The sequence below is a fragment of the Lentzea alba genome (genome assembly GCF_011067745.1).
Lineage (GTDB): Bacteria > Actinomycetota > Actinomycetes > Mycobacteriales > Pseudonocardiaceae > Lentzea > Lentzea alba.
The window spans coordinates 1-17,247 of sequence record NZ_JAAMPJ010000007.1; the positions used below are offsets into that span (position 1 = coordinate 1).

General features: G+C 69.6%; 14 protein-coding genes and 1 pseudogene. 8 read left to right on the forward strand and 7 right to left on the reverse strand.

What is annotated here, in order from left to right; genetic code table 11:
* On the reverse strand, positions 1–274 hold a 274-nt coding region (locus G7043_RS24930; protein ID WP_166049444.1), incomplete at its 3' end, for a redoxin domain-containing protein.
* 35 nt (positions 275–309) lie between these two features.
* On the reverse strand, positions 310–474 hold the full coding sequence (locus G7043_RS24935) for a hypothetical protein (RefSeq protein ID WP_166049446.1): 165 nt from the start codon (positions 472–474) through the stop codon (positions 310–312).
* Positions 475–609: 135 nt separating this feature from the next.
* Here G7043_RS24935 and G7043_RS24940 point away from each other — a divergent pair, with 135 nt between their 5' ends.
* A complete protein-coding gene (locus tag G7043_RS24940) occupies positions 610–1,638 on the forward strand; it encodes a TerC/Alx family metal homeostasis membrane protein (protein WP_166049448.1) in 1,029 nt (342 codons plus the stop codon).
* Positions 1,639–1,707: 69 nt separating this feature from the next.
* Positions 1,708–2,601, forward strand: a complete 894-nt coding sequence (locus G7043_RS24945; protein WP_166049450.1) for a universal stress protein — start codon at positions 1,708–1,710, stop codon at positions 2,599–2,601.
* 14 nt (positions 2,602–2,615) lie between these two features.
* Here G7043_RS24945 and G7043_RS24950 read toward each other — a convergent pair whose 3' ends face one another.
* From G7043_RS24950 to G7043_RS48510, 4 genes are all read right to left on the reverse strand, one after another.
* Entirely contained in the window at positions 2,616–3,485 is an 870-nt protein-coding gene (locus G7043_RS24950) for a hypothetical protein (RefSeq protein ID WP_166049452.1), read from the reverse strand.
* Between the two features lie 46 nt (positions 3,486–3,531).
* The gene (locus tag G7043_RS24955; RefSeq protein ID WP_166049454.1) at positions 3,532–5,184 is read right to left on the reverse strand and encodes a choice-of-anchor B family protein; all 1,653 of its coding nucleotides are present in this window, start codon (positions 5,182–5,184) and stop codon (positions 3,532–3,534) included.
* Positions 5,185–5,415: 231 nt separating this feature from the next.
* The gene (locus tag G7043_RS24960; protein ID WP_166049455.1) at positions 5,416–5,646 is read right to left on the reverse strand and encodes an anti-sigma factor family protein; all 231 of its coding nucleotides are present in this window, start codon (positions 5,644–5,646) and stop codon (positions 5,416–5,418) included.
* Positions 5,643–5,861 carry a hypothetical protein gene (locus tag G7043_RS48510; RefSeq protein WP_242642649.1) on the reverse strand — a complete coding sequence of 73 codons (219 nt, stop codon included), beginning with the start codon at positions 5,859–5,861 and terminating at the stop codon, positions 5,643–5,645. Before G7043_RS48510 ends, G7043_RS24960 begins: the two co-directional genes overlap by 4 nt.
* A 151-nt stretch (positions 5,862–6,012) precedes the next feature.
* Here G7043_RS48510 and G7043_RS24970 point away from each other — a divergent pair, with 151 nt between their 5' ends.
* The 4 genes and pseudogenes from G7043_RS24970 to G7043_RS50500 form a co-directional block, all read left to right on the forward strand.
* Positions 6,013–7,560 carry a substrate-binding domain-containing protein gene (locus tag G7043_RS24970; RefSeq protein ID WP_313888061.1) on the forward strand — a complete coding sequence of 516 codons (1,548 nt, stop codon included), beginning with the start codon at positions 6,013–6,015 and terminating at the stop codon, positions 7,558–7,560.
* Complete coding sequence (locus G7043_RS24975) at positions 7,557–9,305, forward strand: hypothetical protein (protein WP_166049458.1); 1,749 nt, start codon at positions 7,557–7,559, stop codon at positions 9,303–9,305. The genes G7043_RS24970 and G7043_RS24975 overlap by 4 nt, the downstream gene beginning before the upstream one ends.
* 20 nt (positions 9,306–9,325) lie before the next feature.
* The gene (locus tag G7043_RS24980; protein ID WP_166049460.1) at positions 9,326–10,060 is read left to right on the forward strand and encodes a class I SAM-dependent methyltransferase; all 735 of its coding nucleotides are present in this window, start codon (positions 9,326–9,328) and stop codon (positions 10,058–10,060) included.
* A 50-nt stretch (positions 10,061–10,110) separates the two neighbouring features.
* Positions 10,111–13,185: pseudogene (locus G7043_RS50500) on the forward strand (alpha-(1->3)-arabinofuranosyltransferase); the annotation flags it as partial.
* A 900-nt stretch (positions 13,186–14,085) separates the two neighbouring features.
* Here G7043_RS50500 and G7043_RS50440 read toward each other — a convergent pair.
* Entirely contained in the window at positions 14,086–15,291 is a 1,206-nt protein-coding gene (locus G7043_RS50440) for a lipopolysaccharide biosynthesis protein (RefSeq protein WP_390827943.1), read from the reverse strand.
* A gap of 93 nt (positions 15,292–15,384) precedes the next feature.
* Between G7043_RS50440 and G7043_RS24995 the strand changes: the two genes are divergently transcribed.
* Both G7043_RS24995 and G7043_RS25000 read left to right on the forward strand, forming a co-directional pair.
* Positions 15,385–17,073: a hypothetical protein gene (locus G7043_RS24995; protein ID WP_242642651.1), complete on the forward strand. Its 1,689-nt coding sequence runs from the start codon at positions 15,385–15,387 to the stop codon at positions 17,071–17,073.
* On the forward strand, positions 17,061–17,231 hold the full coding sequence (locus tag G7043_RS25000; RefSeq protein ID WP_166049464.1) for a DUF2613 domain-containing protein: 171 nt from the start codon (positions 17,061–17,063) through the stop codon (positions 17,229–17,231). Before G7043_RS24995 ends, G7043_RS25000 begins: the two co-directional genes overlap by 13 nt.
* The last annotated feature ends 16 nt before the right edge of the window (positions 17,232–17,247 follow it).

Sequence of the window (17,247 nt, forward strand, 5' to 3'; positions counted from 1 at the left end):
GACACTTGGGACACCACGGCGCCCAGAACCACAGCACGACCGGTTTTCCGGCCAGGTCAGCGCCGTTGAGGTCCTTGCCGTCGACGGTCTTGGCGGTGAACTTCAGCTGGTCCGGCACCTCGGGAGCGCCACTTGTCGGTGCGGCGGCGCTTGTCTGGGACGTGGCCGGCGGCGGTGTGGGAGCCGGTTGCGGCGCACCCGCCGGATCGCCACCACACGCCGCCAGCGAGGCGAGTAGAACCAGTGACCCGGCCATGACTCGGATTCCGAACATGGGCCGATCCTGCCGCACGACCGGCGCGCAAGTTGTTACGAACCGCTGACGGCCCGGCGCAGCCGCTCAGACGTCGCTCGTGAATCTCCCGCGGTGGGCTGCTCGCCCTCGGCGTCGCTATTGTCGCCGAAGATCCGCACGGCCAGGTTGGTCGACGCGCTGAGCGCCCACACCGCAGGCCGCGAGATCTCGGACAGCACGTCCAGTGGCCGGTCCGGCAGGCCACAGGTCCAGTTCGCCAGGCATCTCCGATGGAGTTGGCCGAGAAGGCGACCACCGCCGCGTTACTGGGTACCCGTGATGCGCCGGGCGAGGGGTTCGGCGCTGGAGGTGACATGAGTGCTCAGCTCGACATCAGCTTCCTGACCTGGGCGCTGACCGTCGGTTTCGTCGTGGTCCTGCTCGCCGTGGACCTCGTGGTCGCGGCCAAACGACCTCATCACGTCGGGTTCGGCGAGGCCACCGCGTGGTCGGTGTTCTACGTCGCGGTCGCCGTCGGGTTCGGTGTCTGGTTCACGCTGCACTACGGCAGCGGGCCGGGCACGGAGTACTTCGTTGGCTACTTGGTCGAGAAGAGCCTCTCGGTCGACAACCTCTTCGTGTTCGTGATCATCATGTCGACCTTCGCAGTGCCGGACGAGCACCAGCACAAAGTGCTCACGTTCGGCATCCTGCTGGCGTTGATCATGCGCGCTTTGTTCATCGCACTCGGTGCGACACTGCTGTCCCTGTTCTCCTTCGTGTTCCTGCTGTTCGGGCTGTTGCTGATCTACACGGCCGTGCAGCTGTACCGGCACCGCGACGAAGACCCGGACATCGAGGACAACGTCGTGGTCAAGACGTCACGCCGAGTGCTGCCGGTGACCGACGACTACGTGGAAGGCGATCTGTTCACACGGGACAGTGGCAAGCGCGTGGTCACGCCGCTGTTCCTGGTGCTGGTGGCGATCGGGACCATCGACCTGCTGTTCGCGCTCGACTCGATCCCCGCCGTCTTCGGCATCACCGCACAGCCCTACGTCGTCTTCGCCGCCAACGCCTTCGCCCTGCTCGGCCTGCGCGCCTTGTTCTTCCTCGTGCAGGGCCTGCTGGACCGGTTGGTGTACCTGTCCACCGGGCTTGCGCTGATCCTCGCCTTCATCGGGGTCAAGCTGATCCTGCAGTGGGCGCACGAGGACATCGACAAGCGCGTCCCCGAGATCCCCACGCTGCTCAGCCTCGCCGTGATCGCCGTGGTGCTCGCGGTCGTCACGGTGGCCAGCCTGGTCAAGACCAGGCGCGATCCCTCCGCCAAGGCCCACCCCGGCTCACTGCGCGCACGGCGTGCCCGCGATCGACATCGCACCGCAGACCGCGAACGCTGACCCACAACCGCACGTTTCCCGGCCGCGTGATCCGGGTAACCGTCGTGGCACGGTGGAGGTGAACTAGAGATGACCCGAACCGGAAAGCACTCGATCGTGGTGGGCTTCGACGGTTCGCCGCCAGCACGCTCAGCCGCGCTCTGGGCCGCCGAGGAAGCGGCAAGCCGTGACTGTGGGCTGCTGCTCGTACACGTGGTCCGGGGACCGCTCCCGGAACTGGTGTTCACCCCGATGTCCACGCCGTTGCCCGATGCGGTGAGTGAACAATCGGTGCGTTCCCGCGCCGAGAACGATCTGGCCGACCTCACCGCCGAGTGCAACCGGCTGTCCCCTGGCCTCAACATCACCACGCGTGTCGAGTACGGCCATCCCACCGACGTGCTGGGTGAAATCGGCCGCGACGCGGAGCTGCTGGTCGTCGGCTCGTCCGGCCGTTCCGGCCTGACACGGGCGCTGCTCGGCTCCACCGCCGCCGACCTCGCCGTCCACCACGAACTTCCGGTTGTGGTTGTGCGAGACGCAAAAGCGGCCGACGGTCGCGTCGTGGTGGGCGTCGACGGATCCGAGACCAGCGCGACGGCCATCGGCTTCGCCTTCGAGTTCGCCAGTCGCCGCGGCCGCGATCTGCTCGCCGTCCACGCGTGGTCCGACATGCCGATCGAAGCACTCGCGCCGGTACAGAACTGGGATTACAACTGGAACCAGGTGCACGCGGAATCCGAAGCGGTGATCGCCCGCTGCCTGGCAGGCCACCAGGAAAGCCACCCGGACGTCCGCGTGGAGCGGCACGTCTCGTTCCACGGCCCCGCGCAGGCGTTGCTCGACGCCGCCGACGACGCAGGACTACTCGTCGTGGGCAGCCACGGCCGCGGCGCTCTACGGAGGGCAGTGCTCGGTTCAGTCAGCCACGCCGTGCTCTACCAAGCCCAGTGCCCGGTTGCCGTCGTACACCGACACAACTGACCCCACGGGCCGCCTCATTGAACTGCAACGGTGACTGCCGCTGTGTGCAACCGTCCGCCGTGGGAGAACTCGAGGAAGAGCCGGTACTCACCGCGTTCGGCGAACGCTGACCGGAAGGTCAGCTCGCCGTTGATCAGCGGTGCGCCGAGCGGCTCGACGGGGTGCAGGTGCGTTGCGGAGAGCAGCATTGTGTGAAAGCCGGTCATGTGGCCGTTGGCACCGAGATGCGGTTCAAGTGACTCGACCGGTGCGCCGTCCGGGGTGCGGATGGCGAATCGCAGCTTGCGTTCGTTCAGCAGCGGGAGTGCGGCCGGCTCGTCCACCCGTGTCACCGAGTACCCCGTTGCGGTTCGGGCGTTCGCGTCCGGTGCGGGGACGGGAACCAGCGAGGTGTCACCGGCGAGGCTGAACGGGACGCCCAGCACCACTGGATGCCGCGGATCCTTGGTGTCCATTGGGATGAACTCGGCGAACATCCGGTAGGCACCACCGTCGGGCAGGTCGGCGGTGATGTGCCAGGTGTCGCCGTTGAGCGTCGGGTGGAGGTGCCGGAACACGTGCATGTCGTCGCGGACGACGAAGAAGTGCATCTGCTTGGTCTGGTTGTCCAGGAACCGGGTCACGGGTTTGCCGTCGGCGCCGAGGATGCGGAACGCCACCGGGACCGCGGTTCCGCGGCTCTCGGGCATGACGACGCGCTCGAAGCGGTAGCCACCCTCCACTTCGGACAGTCCATCGCTGTGGCTCGCTGGAGCGACTGCGGCTTGCTGGTGCAGTGAGTGCGCCGGGCCGGAGGACGGGCGGACCAACGCGATCGCACCTCCGACCACGATCGCGACAGCCACCAGTGCGAACACCCAGTCGACGAAACCCAGCTTGCGCATGATCCACCCCACCGGGGTGCCCCGGCCGAAGCCGGGGCACCTCACCTCAGAACTGCAGGCTCCAGGCGTCGAGGTGACCGACGTCGGAACGAGCGACGTCCTGCACCTTCAGCTGCCACGTGCCCACGGCGTCCTCGGCGGAGGCGTTCACGTCGTAGGTCGCGATCACGTTGTCGCCGCTGTCGTTGCTCGAACCCTTGAGCCGGTAGGCCGTGCCGTCCGGGGCCACCAGGTCGATCACCAGGTCACCGCGGTACGGGTGCTTGATGTCCACGTTCACCTTGAGCGTCGCGGGGGCCTTGCCGCTGAGCCCGGACACCGAAACCGAGGACGTCACCGCCGCGCCCGCGTCCGGAATGGACACGTCGGTGGTGTTCTCGAACTTCCCTCCCGGAGGTGGTGGTTCCACAGCTCCCAGGTTTGGTTTGACGACGACCAGGCCCTGCTCGATGCCGTTGACCAGGACGATGCCGCTGGCGAAGTACGGGTAGTTGCTCCACGCCCCGTTGAACTTGGCCTCGTTCGCCGCCGGGTAGATGTCGAAGAACCCGGCTTCGGTCAGCTGTGCGGAGGCGACGCCGCTGACGTCCAGGATGCGCAGTCCGGCCTGGTAGTTGGCCTGGTAGGAGTACTTGCCCTTGATGTACTGGTTGTGGTCGATGGCCGACGCGGGCGAGTTGTAGGTGCCGGTGTGCACCGGGTTGGCCAGCGACGCCAGGTCCCAGATGTAGGTCTTCGTGCGCTTGTCGGTGCCGCGCGACTCGTCGAGCTCGTCGTCGAGCAGGAAGTAGCGCTGGTCCTCGGTGAGCCAGCCCTGGTGCGAGTACTGCGCACCCGAGTAGCCCTTGCGCGAGATCTGCACCGGGTTGGCCTTGTCGGTCACGTCGACGATCGTCAGCGTGTCCTCGTTGGAGTTGAAGCAGATCTCCTTGCCGCGGTAAGCCGCGTCCGGACCGCGGTAGATCACGCACTGGTTGTCGTGCGTGTACCCGTCCTGCGACACGCAGCCCGCGTTCTTCGGCGACTTCGGCGTGCGGATGTCGACCATGTGAGGACCGCCGCGGCACGTGTTGGAGCCGATCGCGTACGCGTAGCCGGTTTCCTCGTTGATCGCGATGTTGTGCGCCGGGCCGAACTCCTTGTACACGGTGTCCGCCGTGAGCGTCTGCGGCGTGGTGATCGTCCGCAGGCGGGTGAGGTCGAAGACCTGCATGCCGTGGCCGCTGATGAAGTCGGCGACGATGAACGCGTGGTCCTTGTAGACCTTCATGTCACGCCACGTGCTGCTGCCACCGTTGGACGGCAGGTTGCCCAGGTAACGCGGTGCGGTCGGAGTGCTCACGTCGACGAACGCCGTGCCGTTGGTGCGGCCGACGATCGCGTACTCCTTGCCGGAGGACGGGTCGGTCCAGCCCCAGATGTCGTTGCCGTTGCCGCCGCCCATCTGGTTCAGCGGCAGGACGCTGAGCAGGTCGACGTTCTTGCAGGGGTAGATGTCGGCCTTGCCGTCGACGCACGGCACACCGGCCGCGGTATTCGTCACGGCATGCCGCTCGGCGGGCTGGTAGTCGGCCATGAACGCCTTGGCCGCCGCCTGTCCTTCGGGAGTGTCGGGGTCGTGCGCGGACGCGCCCGACATCGTGAGGGCGACCGCCGATGCGGTGAGCACGGCGAGCACCCCCAAACGCAGGGGTTTCATGAAGTTGGGCTCCTCACGGAAATCCCGGCCGCCGAGGCGGACGGGTGCAGGGTTTCCGATCTTCCACCGAAGGTAAGAGGAGCGAACGGCTCCTGTGAACCGTCGTTAGTCTGGACTCAGCGTTCCAGACGGTTTCGCAGCCGGACCAGGTCGGCTGTGATGCTCCGGCGCATCGGCCAGCTCGTAGCTCGGGGCGGACGTCGACGGACATCTCACCTCCTGGGTCACACTTCACGGACGACGCCACGTCCGGAACGCGTCCAGCAGCCGTTCACGTGTCTCGTCCGGCAGCGACTCCGGGGGTAGCTCACCGAGTTCGGCAATGGTCGCACGGAACTGGTCGAGATACCGCTCGCACCCAGGGCACTCGGCGAGATGTGCGACGAACGCGTGTTCGGCCGCCTCGTCCAGCGTCCCCTCCAGGAACGCTGTCACGAGTTCGACGAACTCCTCGCACGTCATGCCGTTTCTCCCGCCGTCGCGAAGTACGTCTCCAGGTGCGCCCGGACCGTCGCACGGCCGCGGTGTAGCAGCACCCGTTGGTTCGCCGGCGAGATCTCCAGCATCGTGCACACCTCGTCCGACGTGCGGCCGTCTACGGTGGCCGCATGAGCGATCTGCTCGTCGCCGCCCGAGCGGGTGACCACGCCGCGTTCAGCGCGCTGGTGACGCCACATCTCCCCTGCTGCAGTCCGACGCCGAGTTCTCCTTCCGTCAGCTCAAAGACCGTCGCATGCTCACCGAAACCACCCCCGACCAAGACCGACTCGCTGCCGTCTTCGGGCTAGGCTGGCCCGACCAGTCAGCGGCGACGAGGGGTTGGGGCCTGTGGCTCGGCGTTCGGACTCACCGGTGGTGATCCTGAGCATCCTGCTCGTTCTTTCACTCGCCGGGTGGTTCGGCTTCGACTACCTGCACGAACGGCTCTCCTCTTCGAGCTGTGACACGGTCGCCACGCTCAGCGTCGTGGCCGCGCCGAGCATCGCCTCGGCCGTGGCCCGCGTGTCGGAACAGGACGGTGCCGCGTGCTACCGAGTCGAGGTGATAGCGCGGGATTCCGCTGAGGCCGTCGAGTCCCTCGCACAGGCCAAACCGGATGTGTGGATCCCGGAGTCGTCCCAGTGGCTGCTGCGCGCCCAGCGGCGGGGTGCGTGGGACATCCCCGTCACGGGCCCGTCGATCGCGTCCTCGCCCATCGTGCTGGGGCTGACCGAGACCGCCGCGCGGCAGTTCGGCTGGCCAGAGCGAACGCCCACCTGGGCCCAGGTGTTCAGCGGCGAGACGGCGATCGGACTCGTCGACCCGGCCGTCGACCCGGCCGGCCTGTCGGCGTTGATCGCCACAGGTGAGCTGAGCGGATCCGCTCCGGACCCGGCCGGTTCCTATGCCCTGACGCTGCGCAAGCTCACCAAGCACGCCGTCCAGAAGCCCGCCGAGCTGTTCGATCCCGCCCGGCCACTGGACGGCGTGGTGACACCGGAGTCGGACTTGGGAAAACACGGTCTGGTCGGGGTGTACGCCGATCCCGCCGTGCCTTCGCTGGACTACCCGTACGTCGTCCTGCCCGGTCCCGATCAGGGCAAACGTGATGTGGCGCAACAGTTCCTGAGCCGCTTGCTCGACCAGACCTCCGCCGGGCAGTTCGCCGAGGCGGGCCTTCGCGGGCCCGACGGGCGGGCGCTCGGGGATTCGAGCGCCGCGGTGGTCCGGCCGGTCGCCCCTCCCGCCGACCCCGACCAGCTGCTCAACCAGTGGGCGGCGGTCAACCGCAGCGCCCGGATGCAGGTGCTGCTGGACGTGTCCGGGTCGATGGCCCAGGTCGTCCCCGAGACCGCCACCGACCGGATGACGCTCACCATCAAGGCCGCCGAGTTGGGCATCAGGCTGTTCAAACCGACCACGAAGATCGGCCTGTGGCGGTTCTCCACGAACCTCGACGGCGACAAGGACTACAAGGAACTCCTGCCGGTGCGGCCGGTGGGTGAGCTCCTGGCCGACGGCTCGCTGGACGAACTCCGCAAGGTCAAGGCGATCCGCAACGGCGCCACCGGCCTGTACGACTCGGTGCTGGCCGCCTACACCTCGGCCCGGCAGAACTGGGAGCCGGGCCGGATCAACCTGGTGGTGGTGCTCACCGACGGCAAGAACGAGGACCCCCAAGGGATCACCCAGGAACAGCTGCTCGCCCAACTGGCCGAGTTGCAGGACCCGAAACGGCCACTGCAGATCATCGGCATCGGCATCGGGCCGGACATCGACCCGGTCGAGCTGCGGGCGATCTCGCGGGCGACCGGCGGCGACGCCTACACCACCGAGGACCCGACCAAGATCGTCGACGTTTTCTACGCAGCGATGGGCAGGTTGCTGGAGAAGTGACCACCACCACCACCACCACCACCGAACCGCGGCAGGTCGTCCTGGCCTGGCCCCGGCCCATTACCCTGGCCGCGGTCGCGATCGGCGTCATCCCGTTCGCGATCCACGCCTGGATGGCGTTCAACGGCTACTTCGGGCACGACGACTTCGTGATCCTGCACCGGGCGGCGGCCCACGGGCCGTTCGACCTCGACTACCTCTTCCAGGACTACAGCGGCCACCTGGCGCCCGGCATGTTCCTGCTGGCGTGGTTCATCACGGCGGTCGCGCCGCTGAGCCACGTGTTCGCCGTGATCCCCCTGCTCATGATGCTCGCGGTGGCGTCCGTGCTGTTCTGGCGGGTGCTGACGCGGTGCTTCGGGTCGCGCTGGACACTGCTGTTGCCGTTCGCGGTGTACGCGTTCTCCCCCCTGATCCTGTACCCCACGCTGTGGTGGGCCTACGGCGTGCAGCTCTTCCCGTTGCTGCTGACCATGTTCGGCGCGATCAACGCGCACCTGACCTACCTGCGCACTCGCGCCGCGAAGCAGGTCGTCATCACCCTGCTGTGGACCGTCGCCGGTCTGGCCTTCTACGAGAAGGCGGCGTTGTTCATCGCCGTGCTGTTCGGGATCACGGTGCTGCTGGGCGAAAAGGCGCCCTGGCGGGTGTGGCTGGCGCACGGCGCCGTCGTCGCCGGGTTCGCCGTCCTGTTCGTCGCCCTGACCACCAGCCGAGTCAAGAACGACCTGCCGTCCGCGGACTTCATCGCGGAGTTCGTCGGCAACGCGGTGCTGAACACCTTCCTGCCGGGCTTGTTCGGCGGCCCGTGGACCGGTCCCGCACCCGGTGCGACCATCTCGACGTCGCCGCTGTGGCTGCGCCTGGCCGTGGCCGCGGTGGCCGTGCTGGTGCTCGTCGGCGCTCTGCTCAAGGCACCCCGACGTGCGGGGGCCGCGTGGCTGATGCTCGCCGGGTACCTCGCGGTCGACCTGCTTCTGGTGATCGTGACCCGGCTGCCCGAGATCGGACCGCTGATCGGCAACGACCCCCGCTACATCGCCGACGCGGTCCCGATCGCCGCGCTCTGCGCGACGTTCGCGTACCTCCGCCCCGGTGAGCACTCCGGCGGGCTGAGGAGGCCGGTCGTGCTCGGCCTGGTGACGCTGCTCGGGATCAGCGCCACGTTCAGCTTCCTGTGGCTCGCACCCGGTCTGCGGTTCGCCAAGTCGGAGCAGTACGTCAGCACCGCGCGAGCCGCGCTGGCGGCGAACCCGTCGATCGCGCTCTACGACACGAGCGTCCCGGACGCGATCATGTCGGTGTGGCTCATCGAGGACGGCAAGGCGTCCAGGGTGATCGGCCTGCTCCCGCAGCGGCCGAAGTTCGACCAGCCCGCGGAGGAGATGTTCCTGCTGGACGACAACGGATCGCCGCAAAAGATCACCGGCGTCAAGGATCCGATCGTCGGCAGGAAAGGTCCGGTGGCCGACTGCGGCTACCCGGTCGGCGGCCAGGTCGTGACGATTCCGCTGAGCAGCCGGGTGGAGGGCCGTCGGCTGCTGCGGATGGAGTACTACACCTCCAGCGCGGGCCCGGTGCGGCTCGCGCTGGGAACAGTCGCCCAGGAGGTGAACTTCGCCGAGGGCCTGCACGTGCTGTACGTGGTCGTGAACGGCGGCTCCGACCGGCTGGAGGTCAACCGCGGCACCGCTGTGGACCCGATGTGCGTGGTGGACGTCCGGATCGGTTCCCCTGCGACGTGACCGGACCTACACTCCGGCGAATGACCTTCGACCAGGTGCGCCGCGACTGGACCCGGCTCGGCGAAGCGGATCCGCTGTGGGCGGTACACGTGGCGCCGGACAAGCGCGGCGGCCGGTGGGAGGTCGACCAGTTCCTCGAGCTGGGGCGCCAGGACGTGGCGGTCGCCCGTGAGTGGCTCGCCCGGCTCGGCCTGCCGGTGACCTGGCGGCGGGTGCTGGACTTCGGGTGCGGGGCCGGGCGGCTGTCGCAGGCGCTGGCCGAGCACGCCGACGAGGTCGTCGGCGTGGACGTCTCGCCGCCGATGCTCTCCACCGCCGAGAACCTGGACCGCAGCGGCGGGAAGTGCCGGTTCGTCCACAACGACACGCCGGATCTGCACCGGTTCCCCGACGGAGATTTCGACCTGGTCTACACCGAACTGGTGTTGCAGCACCTGCCGCGCACGGCGATCGAGGGCTACCTGGCGGAGTTCATGCGCGTGCTGCGTCCCGGTGGCGTGGCGGTGTTGCAGTGCACGACGAGTCCGTTGTGGACGTTCAGGGGCGTGCTCTGGCGGTTCGCGCCCTACCGCCTGGTGGCCTGGGGACAGCGCGTCGTGCTGCGCTACCCGGCGCCGATGCGGATGACCGCGCTGGCGCCGGACCGGCTCCGCGCCGTGGTGGCCGAGCACGGCGGTGAGGTGGTGGACAGCGTGTCCGAGGACATCCCGGTCAGCCACTGGCGGTCCACGAGATACGTCGTCCGCAAGAGGTGACGCGCGTCAGGATGGCCGTGGGCTTGCACCGCAACCCCACGGCATGGGTCATGCTGGGTCTCACGCTGCTGTCGTTCCTGCAACGCCCCGGCCGCACGACCTTCGACACCAAGCTCGACCTCGTGGTCGACCCGCTGGCGTTCCTCGGCCGCGCGTTGCACCTGTGGAACCCCGCGGCCAGCGGTGGCGAACTGCAGAACCAGGCGTACGGCTACCTGTTCCCGATGGGGCCGTACTTCGCGGTGTGCCACGTGCTCGGGCTGCCGCCGTGGATCTCCCAACGCCTGTGGTGCGCCCTGCTGCTGTGCGGCGCGTTCGGCGGTGTCCTCGCGGTCGCGCGGGCGTTGCGGATCGGCACCGCCCCGGCGCAGTACCTGGGGGCCGTCGCGTACGCGCTGGCGCCGCGGATGCTCACCGAGATCGGCCCGCTGTCGGCGGAGATGGTCGCCGCCGTGATGCTGCCGTGGATCCTGCTGCCCTTGATCAAGGCCGACCGGATCTCCTCGCCACGACGGGCGGCCGGCTTGTCCGGGCTGGCGACCCTCGGCGTCGGCGGGATGAACGGCGCGCTGGTGCTCACGGTCCTGCTGCTGCCCGGTCTGTGGCTGCTGACCCGGCAGTGGACCGCGCGGCACGTCCGGCTCGTGCTCTGGTGGTTCGCGTCCGTGGTGGCGGCCGTGCTGTGGTGGTTGCTGCCGCTGATGCTGCTCGGCGAGTACAGCCTGCCGTTCGTCGACTACGTCGAGTCGGCCGCCAACACCACGGCGCCGACGTCGCTGTTCCAGGTCCTGCGCGGCACCAACCAGTGGGTGGCCTACGTCGTGCAGGGCAGCCCGTGGTGGCCCTCCGGTTTCATGCTGGTCGACCACCCGGTCCTGATGCTGGCCACCGGGCTCCTCGCCGCGGCCGGCCTCGCCGGGCTGGTCCGCCGCGGACTGCCGGAGCGGCTCTTCCTGACGATCGGCGTCATCGCGGGCGTCGCCGTGATGACCATCGGCTACGTCGGGGCACTTGACAGTCCGCTGTCCCACACCGTTCGCGCCCTGCTGGACGGTCCGCTGGCCCCCCTGCGCAACGTGCACAAGTTCGAGCCCGGCCTGCGGCTGCCGTTGATGCTCGCGTTCATGCACGCGGTGTCACGCGTCCGAATCCCGGCCGCCGCGACCACCGCGGTCGCGGGCAAGGTCCGGCTCGCCGTCGGCGTCCTGCTGGTGGCCGTGATGGCCACGCCCGCGTGGACGCTCACGTTGCGGCCGGGGCCGGGGTGGCAGGAGATCCCGGACTACTGGCGTTCCGCGATGACGTGGCTGGCCGACAACGACCCGGACGCCCGCACCCTCCTGCTGCCCGGCACCGGGTTCGGCGAGTACACCTGGGGCAAGACGGTCGACGAGCCCGCCCAGGCGCTGGCCCGGTCACCCTGGGCGCTGCGCAGCCAGATCCCGCTCGGCTCGGAGGGCAACACCCGGCTGATGGACGCGGTCGAGGACGCGCTCGCCGACGGGCGCGGCGCACCAGGACTGGCCGACTTCCTCGCTCGGTCCGGGCACAGGTTCCTGTTGGTGCGCAACGACATCGACCGGGTCGCCACCGGTGCGCCACCGGTCACGATGATGCGGGACGCGCTGGCCCGCTCCGCCGGGATCGAACGCGTGACGACGTTCGGCCCGGTGGTCAAGCCGGGTGACCAGCCGGTCGTCAACTCGATCGACCTCGACGCCGCGCCCGCACCCGCGTTGGAGATCTACGAGGTGAAGCGGTCGGTGCCGCGCGCGGTCGCGGTGAACGCCGAGGACGTCGCGACGGTGAGCGGCGGGCCGGAGTCCCTGTTGCCGCTGCTCGACTCGGGGGTGCTGCGGGGAGATCGTCCTGCCGTGCTGGCCGGTGACGGCGGCGCGCCCGAGAGCCGGGACTGGCTCGTCACGGACGGGCTGCGCCATCGGGAGCGCAACGTCGGGCGGGTGCGCGACAACCTGAGCCAGACGCTCGCTGCCGACGAGCGGCCGAGGCTGGACCGACCGGTGTCCGACATCCTGCCGTTCCCCGGTCCGGAGCACCTGACGGTCGCGGCCTACCGCGGGATCCGCGGCGTCACCGCGTCGAGTTCGGCCGGGTTCGCGGACTCCGTCCGCGCCTCCGACCCGTCGTCCATGCCATTCGCCGCGATCGACGGAGATCCGTACAGCGCCTGGCAGTCCTCCACCCTCGCCGGACCGGCCGGGCAGTGGCTCGAAGTCGGCCTGGACACACCGCGGGTCGTCGACCAGGTGGCGCTGCGGATGGTCGACGACATCCGGGTCGGCTGGCCGGTCACCCGGATCAGGATCACCACCGACTCGGGTTTCCGCGACCACGAGGTCGCCAGGGGCACCGCGGAGCAGGTGTTCGCGGTGTCGCCTGGGCTCACGAGCAGGGTCCGGATCACCGTGCTGTCGGTCGCGGCGCAGTTGACCAGCGGCTCCGTCGGCATCGCCGAACTGTCGGTGCCCGGAGTGACCGCCCAACGGGCGTTGCGGGTGCCCACCGACGTCCTGCCCGGCCCCGAACAGCGGACGACGTTCGCCTTCAGCCGCGGCCCTCAGCCGCGCTACTCCTGCACCGGCACCGACGGCGACCAGCGGTGCGACGTGGGACTGGCCAGGAGCGGCGAGGAACCTGACGGGGTCCACCGGCTCTTCCGCACCCGCGACGACGCCAACTACCGTCTCGAAGGGACGGTCCTGCCCACCGTCGGCGGCACCCTCCCTGTCACCGCACCGGGGTTGACCGTCTCCAGCACGACCCAGTTGGCCGGTGACCCGGCCGCCGCGCCTCTGGCCGCGGTCGACGTGAACCCCACCACGACGTGGATCGCCGACTACACCGACGAGGAACCCACGCTGCGCCTGGCCTGGCCCACCGCCCGCGACGTGACCGGCTTGCGGCTGACCACGTCGGCGCTGTCCGGCGCGTCCCGCCCGACCGAGGTGCAGATCACCACCCCGGAGCTGAGCCGGACCGTGCCGGTGTTCTCCGACGGCTCGGTCGACTTCGTCGCGACCACCGACCGGCTGGACATCACGATCAAGAAGAGCGAAGGGGTTCCCGACCGCGTGCCGGGACCGGTGGGCATCAGCGACGTCGAGATCGTCGGTGCGCCCGATCTGGTGCGGCCGATCCCGCTGGACACCCCGTTCACCGTGCCGTGCGGCTCCGGCCCGGCCGTCACCATCGACGGAACCGCCTACGCCACCACGGTTTCCGGCACGCTGCGGGACGTGTTCCAGCACCGTCCGCTACCGCTGGGCACCTGTCGGGACCTGGTCGAAGGCGTCGACCTCGGAGGTCGGGAGCACGAGGTGAGCACAGCTCGATCGGCCTCCTTCGTGGTGCAGGACCTCACCCTGCGGCCCAGCACCGCGGCCGCCACCGAGCCGCCGCCGGGTCACCGCGCGATCGACTTCGAGCAGTGGGGTGTCGCACACCGTGAACTGCGGGTGGCCGCCGGGCAGGCCGCGGTCCTCAGCATCCCGGAGAACGCCAACGACGGCTGGGTGGCCAAGGTGGACGGCGAGCCGCTCGCCCGCACCAGGATCGACGGGTGGCAGCAGGCCTGGGTGCTGCCGGCCGGTGGCGTGACGACCGTGGTGCTGGACTTCGAGCCCGACACCACCTACCGGCAACGGCTTCTGGTCGGCGCCGTCGCCGCGACGCTCCTGCTGTTGGTCACGCTTTTACCGGTGCGCAGACGGGTCCGGATCACCACGTCCCCCGCGGGCAAGCGGTGGGTGCCGGCGGTGCTGGTGGTGCTGCTCGCGGCCGTCGGCGGGATCCTGCCGGTCGTCCTGCTGATCGCGAGCCTGCTCGTCCGTGCCGTGGCCCAGCGGTTCACCGTGCGGTTCAACGTCACGGCCTTGATCGTCGTCGCCGGGATGGCGACCGCCACCGGGATCGCGGTCGTCGGACGCCTGCAAGGACACGGGCAGGACTGGGCGTACGGAACCGCCACGCAGGCCGCCGTCCTCGTCGCCCTGGCCGCGGCGGTGTCACCGTGCCTCGACTGGTTCGACACGGGACCGGAACTCGATCAGGGCTCCGAAGCAGGCGAGCAGGGCGGTGGCGGTGACGGCCCCGGCGACGACCTGGGTCGGCGAACCGTGCCACCAGCCGAGAACGAGCACGACCTCGAACCCGACCGCCAGCCAGGTCAGTGACGTGGACCGGCGGTCGGCGCCCGCGATCCTGGAGTACAACAGGATCTGCACGAGCGACAGCAGCGATCCGACCAGGGCGAACAGCCACACCGGAAGGCTGCTCGCCGCGTAGGCAGAACCGCCGACGAGCGACACCACCGTGCGGCCGAACACCGCGCAACCCAGTACCACCACCGCGTCCACGGCGGCGCAGACGCCCAGTGCGATCGGCACGATCCGGCGGCGGGCCTTCTCGTCGGCCAGCTTGGGCAGGACGACGACGGCGATCGCGTACGGCAGCCAGTACGCGATCTTGGTGATCACCGAGCCCACCGCGTACTCCCCCGCCTCACGGGCGGGAAGGCTGTGCCGGGCCAGCACCAGGTCCAGGTTCACCAGCAGCACCAGCGCCAGCAACGCCTGCGCGGTGTGCAGCACGTCGCGCACGTGCCCCGCGGTGCGGGGGCCCGGCACCGGTCTGCCGCAGATCAGCCAGCCCACGAAAGCGACGACGACCGACCCCGCAACCGTCCCGGCGAACGCCCCGGCGGGCGTGCGGAACACGAACAGGCCGAGCAGCGTGCCGCCGACCCGCCCGACCCCCTCGGTCGCGATCAGGTGGGCCATCGACCGGAACCGCTGCGTGCCCTGCAGGACTCCGTAGCACAGGCCGACGAGCGTGATCGGCGCGAGCGAGCAGGCGAGCAGCAGCACCGCCCACGGCCCCGGCAGGTGCAGCAACGCCATCAGCACGGGCGAGACGGCCAGCGCGGTGACCAGGACGGTGGCACTGGTCATCAGACCGAGCGTCACCAGCGGCCCGCGATCCTGTTCGGGCGCCCGCGCCACCCGCAGGGCGATCACGGTCTGCAAGCCCATCGCCGGCACCGCACCGATCGCCAGGAGCGCCAGCAGCGAGCCCATTTCCCCGAAGACCGGCGGCGCGAGCAGCCGCGCGGCGATCACCGTGAGCAGGTAGCTGGCGACATTGCTGCCGCCGAAGGCCACCGCGACCGCGATCGCGTCGACGCGGGTCCTGGCCCCAAGTGTGTCCGTCACTGGCTTCGTCCCCAAAGTTACCGAGGGGTAATGGTCGGGGAACTATAGTCCCGCAGTCCAGGTTCCGGGCTGCCGACGAGAAGAGTGGGTGCGATGCGGCTGGTTCTGCCCGCGGTGTCCGCCGTGCTCGCCCTGCTCGTGCTCACCCCGTTGCTCGGCCGCGGCTTCGTCCTGAACTACGACATGGTGTTCGCGCCGGACCAGTCGCTCCTGCCCGACAGCCTCGGCCTCGGCTCGGCGCTGCCCAGGTCGGTCCCGGCGGACGCGGTGATGTCGTTCGCGACCGCCCTGCTGCCGGGCGACGTCGTGCAGAAGATCGTGCTCCTGGCGGCCTTGTTCGCCGGTCCGCTCGGCGCGGGCAGGCTCGTGCCCACGAACTCGGTGGCGATCCGGGTCGTCGCCGCGGTCTGGTACGGGTGGAGCGCGTACGTGGCCGAGCGACTTTTCATGGGCCATTGGCCGTACGTGGTCACGTACGCCTGCCTGCCGTGGATCGCGGCGGCCGGGCTCGCGGTCCGCCGAGGGGAACCCAAAGCGCTCCCGAAGCTGATCCTGGCCTGCGCTCCCGCGGTCCTCACGCCGTCCGGTGGAATCATCGCCGCGGTGCTCGCGGTCGTGTGCTCGGGCCGCCGCAAACTCGCGGTCACCGTGCCGGTCACGGTCCTGCTGAACATGCCGTGGCTGCTGCCTTCCGTGCTGCACCCCGGCGGTTCACTGTCCAGTCCGGTCGGTGTCGGGGCGTTCGCCGCCAGGGCCGAGAACTGGGGTTCTCCGGTCACCAGCGTGCTCGGCCTCGGTGGGATCTGGAACGCCGAGGTCGTGCCGGGCAGCCGGGGGATGCCACTGCTGCCGGTGATCACCCTGCTGTCGGTCGCCGTAGCCCTGGTGGGGCTGCGTTCGCTCGCGCCGCGATGGGGCCTGGCGCCCGCGCGTTCGTTCGTCGTCCTCGGCGCGATCGGCGTCGCGATCGCGGTGTTCGGCACGCTGCCGGGCGGTGGTGACGTGCTGGCGTGGGCGGTTTCCCACGTGCCCGGCGCGGGTCTGCTGCGGGACTCGCAGAAGTGGGCCGCGTGGTGGGCGCTCCCGCTCTCACTCGGGTTCGCCCTCGGTGTGGAGGCGGCGGGGAAGTACCTGACCAACAGGACCGCGCTCGTGGCGCTGGCGGCGCTGCTCCCGCTGATCACGATGCCCGACTTCGCCTGGGCGGGGTTGGGGCGCCTGGAGGTGGTGGACTACCCGGCCGACTGGAGTGCCGTGCGCACCGTGCTGGCGGCGGACGACGGAGCGGGCGACGTGCTGGCCCTGCCGATGTCCGCGTTCCGGCGGTTCTCCTGGAACGGCGACCGGACGCAACTCGATCCGGCGCCCCGGTTCCTGCCGAGGACCGTCGTCATCGACGACGTCGTGTACGTCGGTGGCAGACCGGTGTCCGGGGAAGACGTCAGGGTCGCGACGATTCGCCGGGCGATGGCCCGGAACGACGATCTCGGCGCGTTCGGGATCGGCTGGGTGCTGGTGGAGCACGGGACCCCCGGCTCGGTCGATCCCGGCGTGCTCAGGGGTCTGCGGGAGGTGTGGTCCGGGCCGTGGCTGACCCTCTACCGGGTGCCGGGGGTGATCGCGCCGCCACCGGCCGGAGCGCCGCGATTGCCTGTTGTCGCAGGAGATCTCGGCGCACTGACGGTTGTCGCGTTCAGCCTATTGTGGCTGCTATTACCAGCCGGTAGATTCAGGCGATCCAGTCACTCGCGGACAGTCGAGGAGCAAGCGTGCGCACATTGATCGGTGCCGTCATCGCGGTCGTCGCCGGGCTCGCGTTCGCCGGTGGCGGAACGTACATCCTGGTCAACTCTCTCACGCCGAACGAGACCGTCCAGCTCAAGAATGCCCCGGCGCCCAACAACTCCAACCCCGACACCGTCAACTACGGCACGCCGTAAGGTGCCGAGCCAGGCG

Coding starts and splice junctions, on each gene's coding strand:
- G7043_RS24940 (WP_166049448.1), top strand. CDS start 610: ATGAGTGCTCAGCTCGACATCAGCTTCCTGACCTGGGCGCTGACCGTC.
- G7043_RS24945 (WP_166049450.1), top strand. CDS start 1,708: ATGACCCGAACCGGAAAGCACTCGATCGTGGTGGGCTTCGACGGTTCG.
- G7043_RS24950 (WP_166049452.1), bottom strand. CDS start 3,485: ATGCGCAAGCTGGGTTTCGTCGACTGGGTGTTCGCACTGGTGGCTGTC.
- G7043_RS24955 (WP_166049454.1), bottom strand. CDS start 5,184: ATGAAACCCCTGCGTTTGGGGGTGCTCGCCGTGCTCACCGCATCGGCG.
- G7043_RS24960 (WP_166049455.1), bottom strand. CDS start 5,646: ATGACGTGCGAGGAGTTCGTCGAACTCGTGACAGCGTTCCTGGAGGGG.
- G7043_RS48510 (WP_242642649.1), bottom strand. CDS start 5,861: ATGTGGCGTCACCAGCGCGCTGAACGCGGCGTGGTCACCCGCTCGGGC.
- G7043_RS24980 (WP_166049460.1), top strand. CDS start 9,326: ATGACCTTCGACCAGGTGCGCCGCGACTGGACCCGGCTCGGCGAAGCG.
- G7043_RS24995 (WP_242642651.1), top strand. CDS start 15,385: ATGCGGCTGGTTCTGCCCGCGGTGTCCGCCGTGCTCGCCCTGCTCGTG.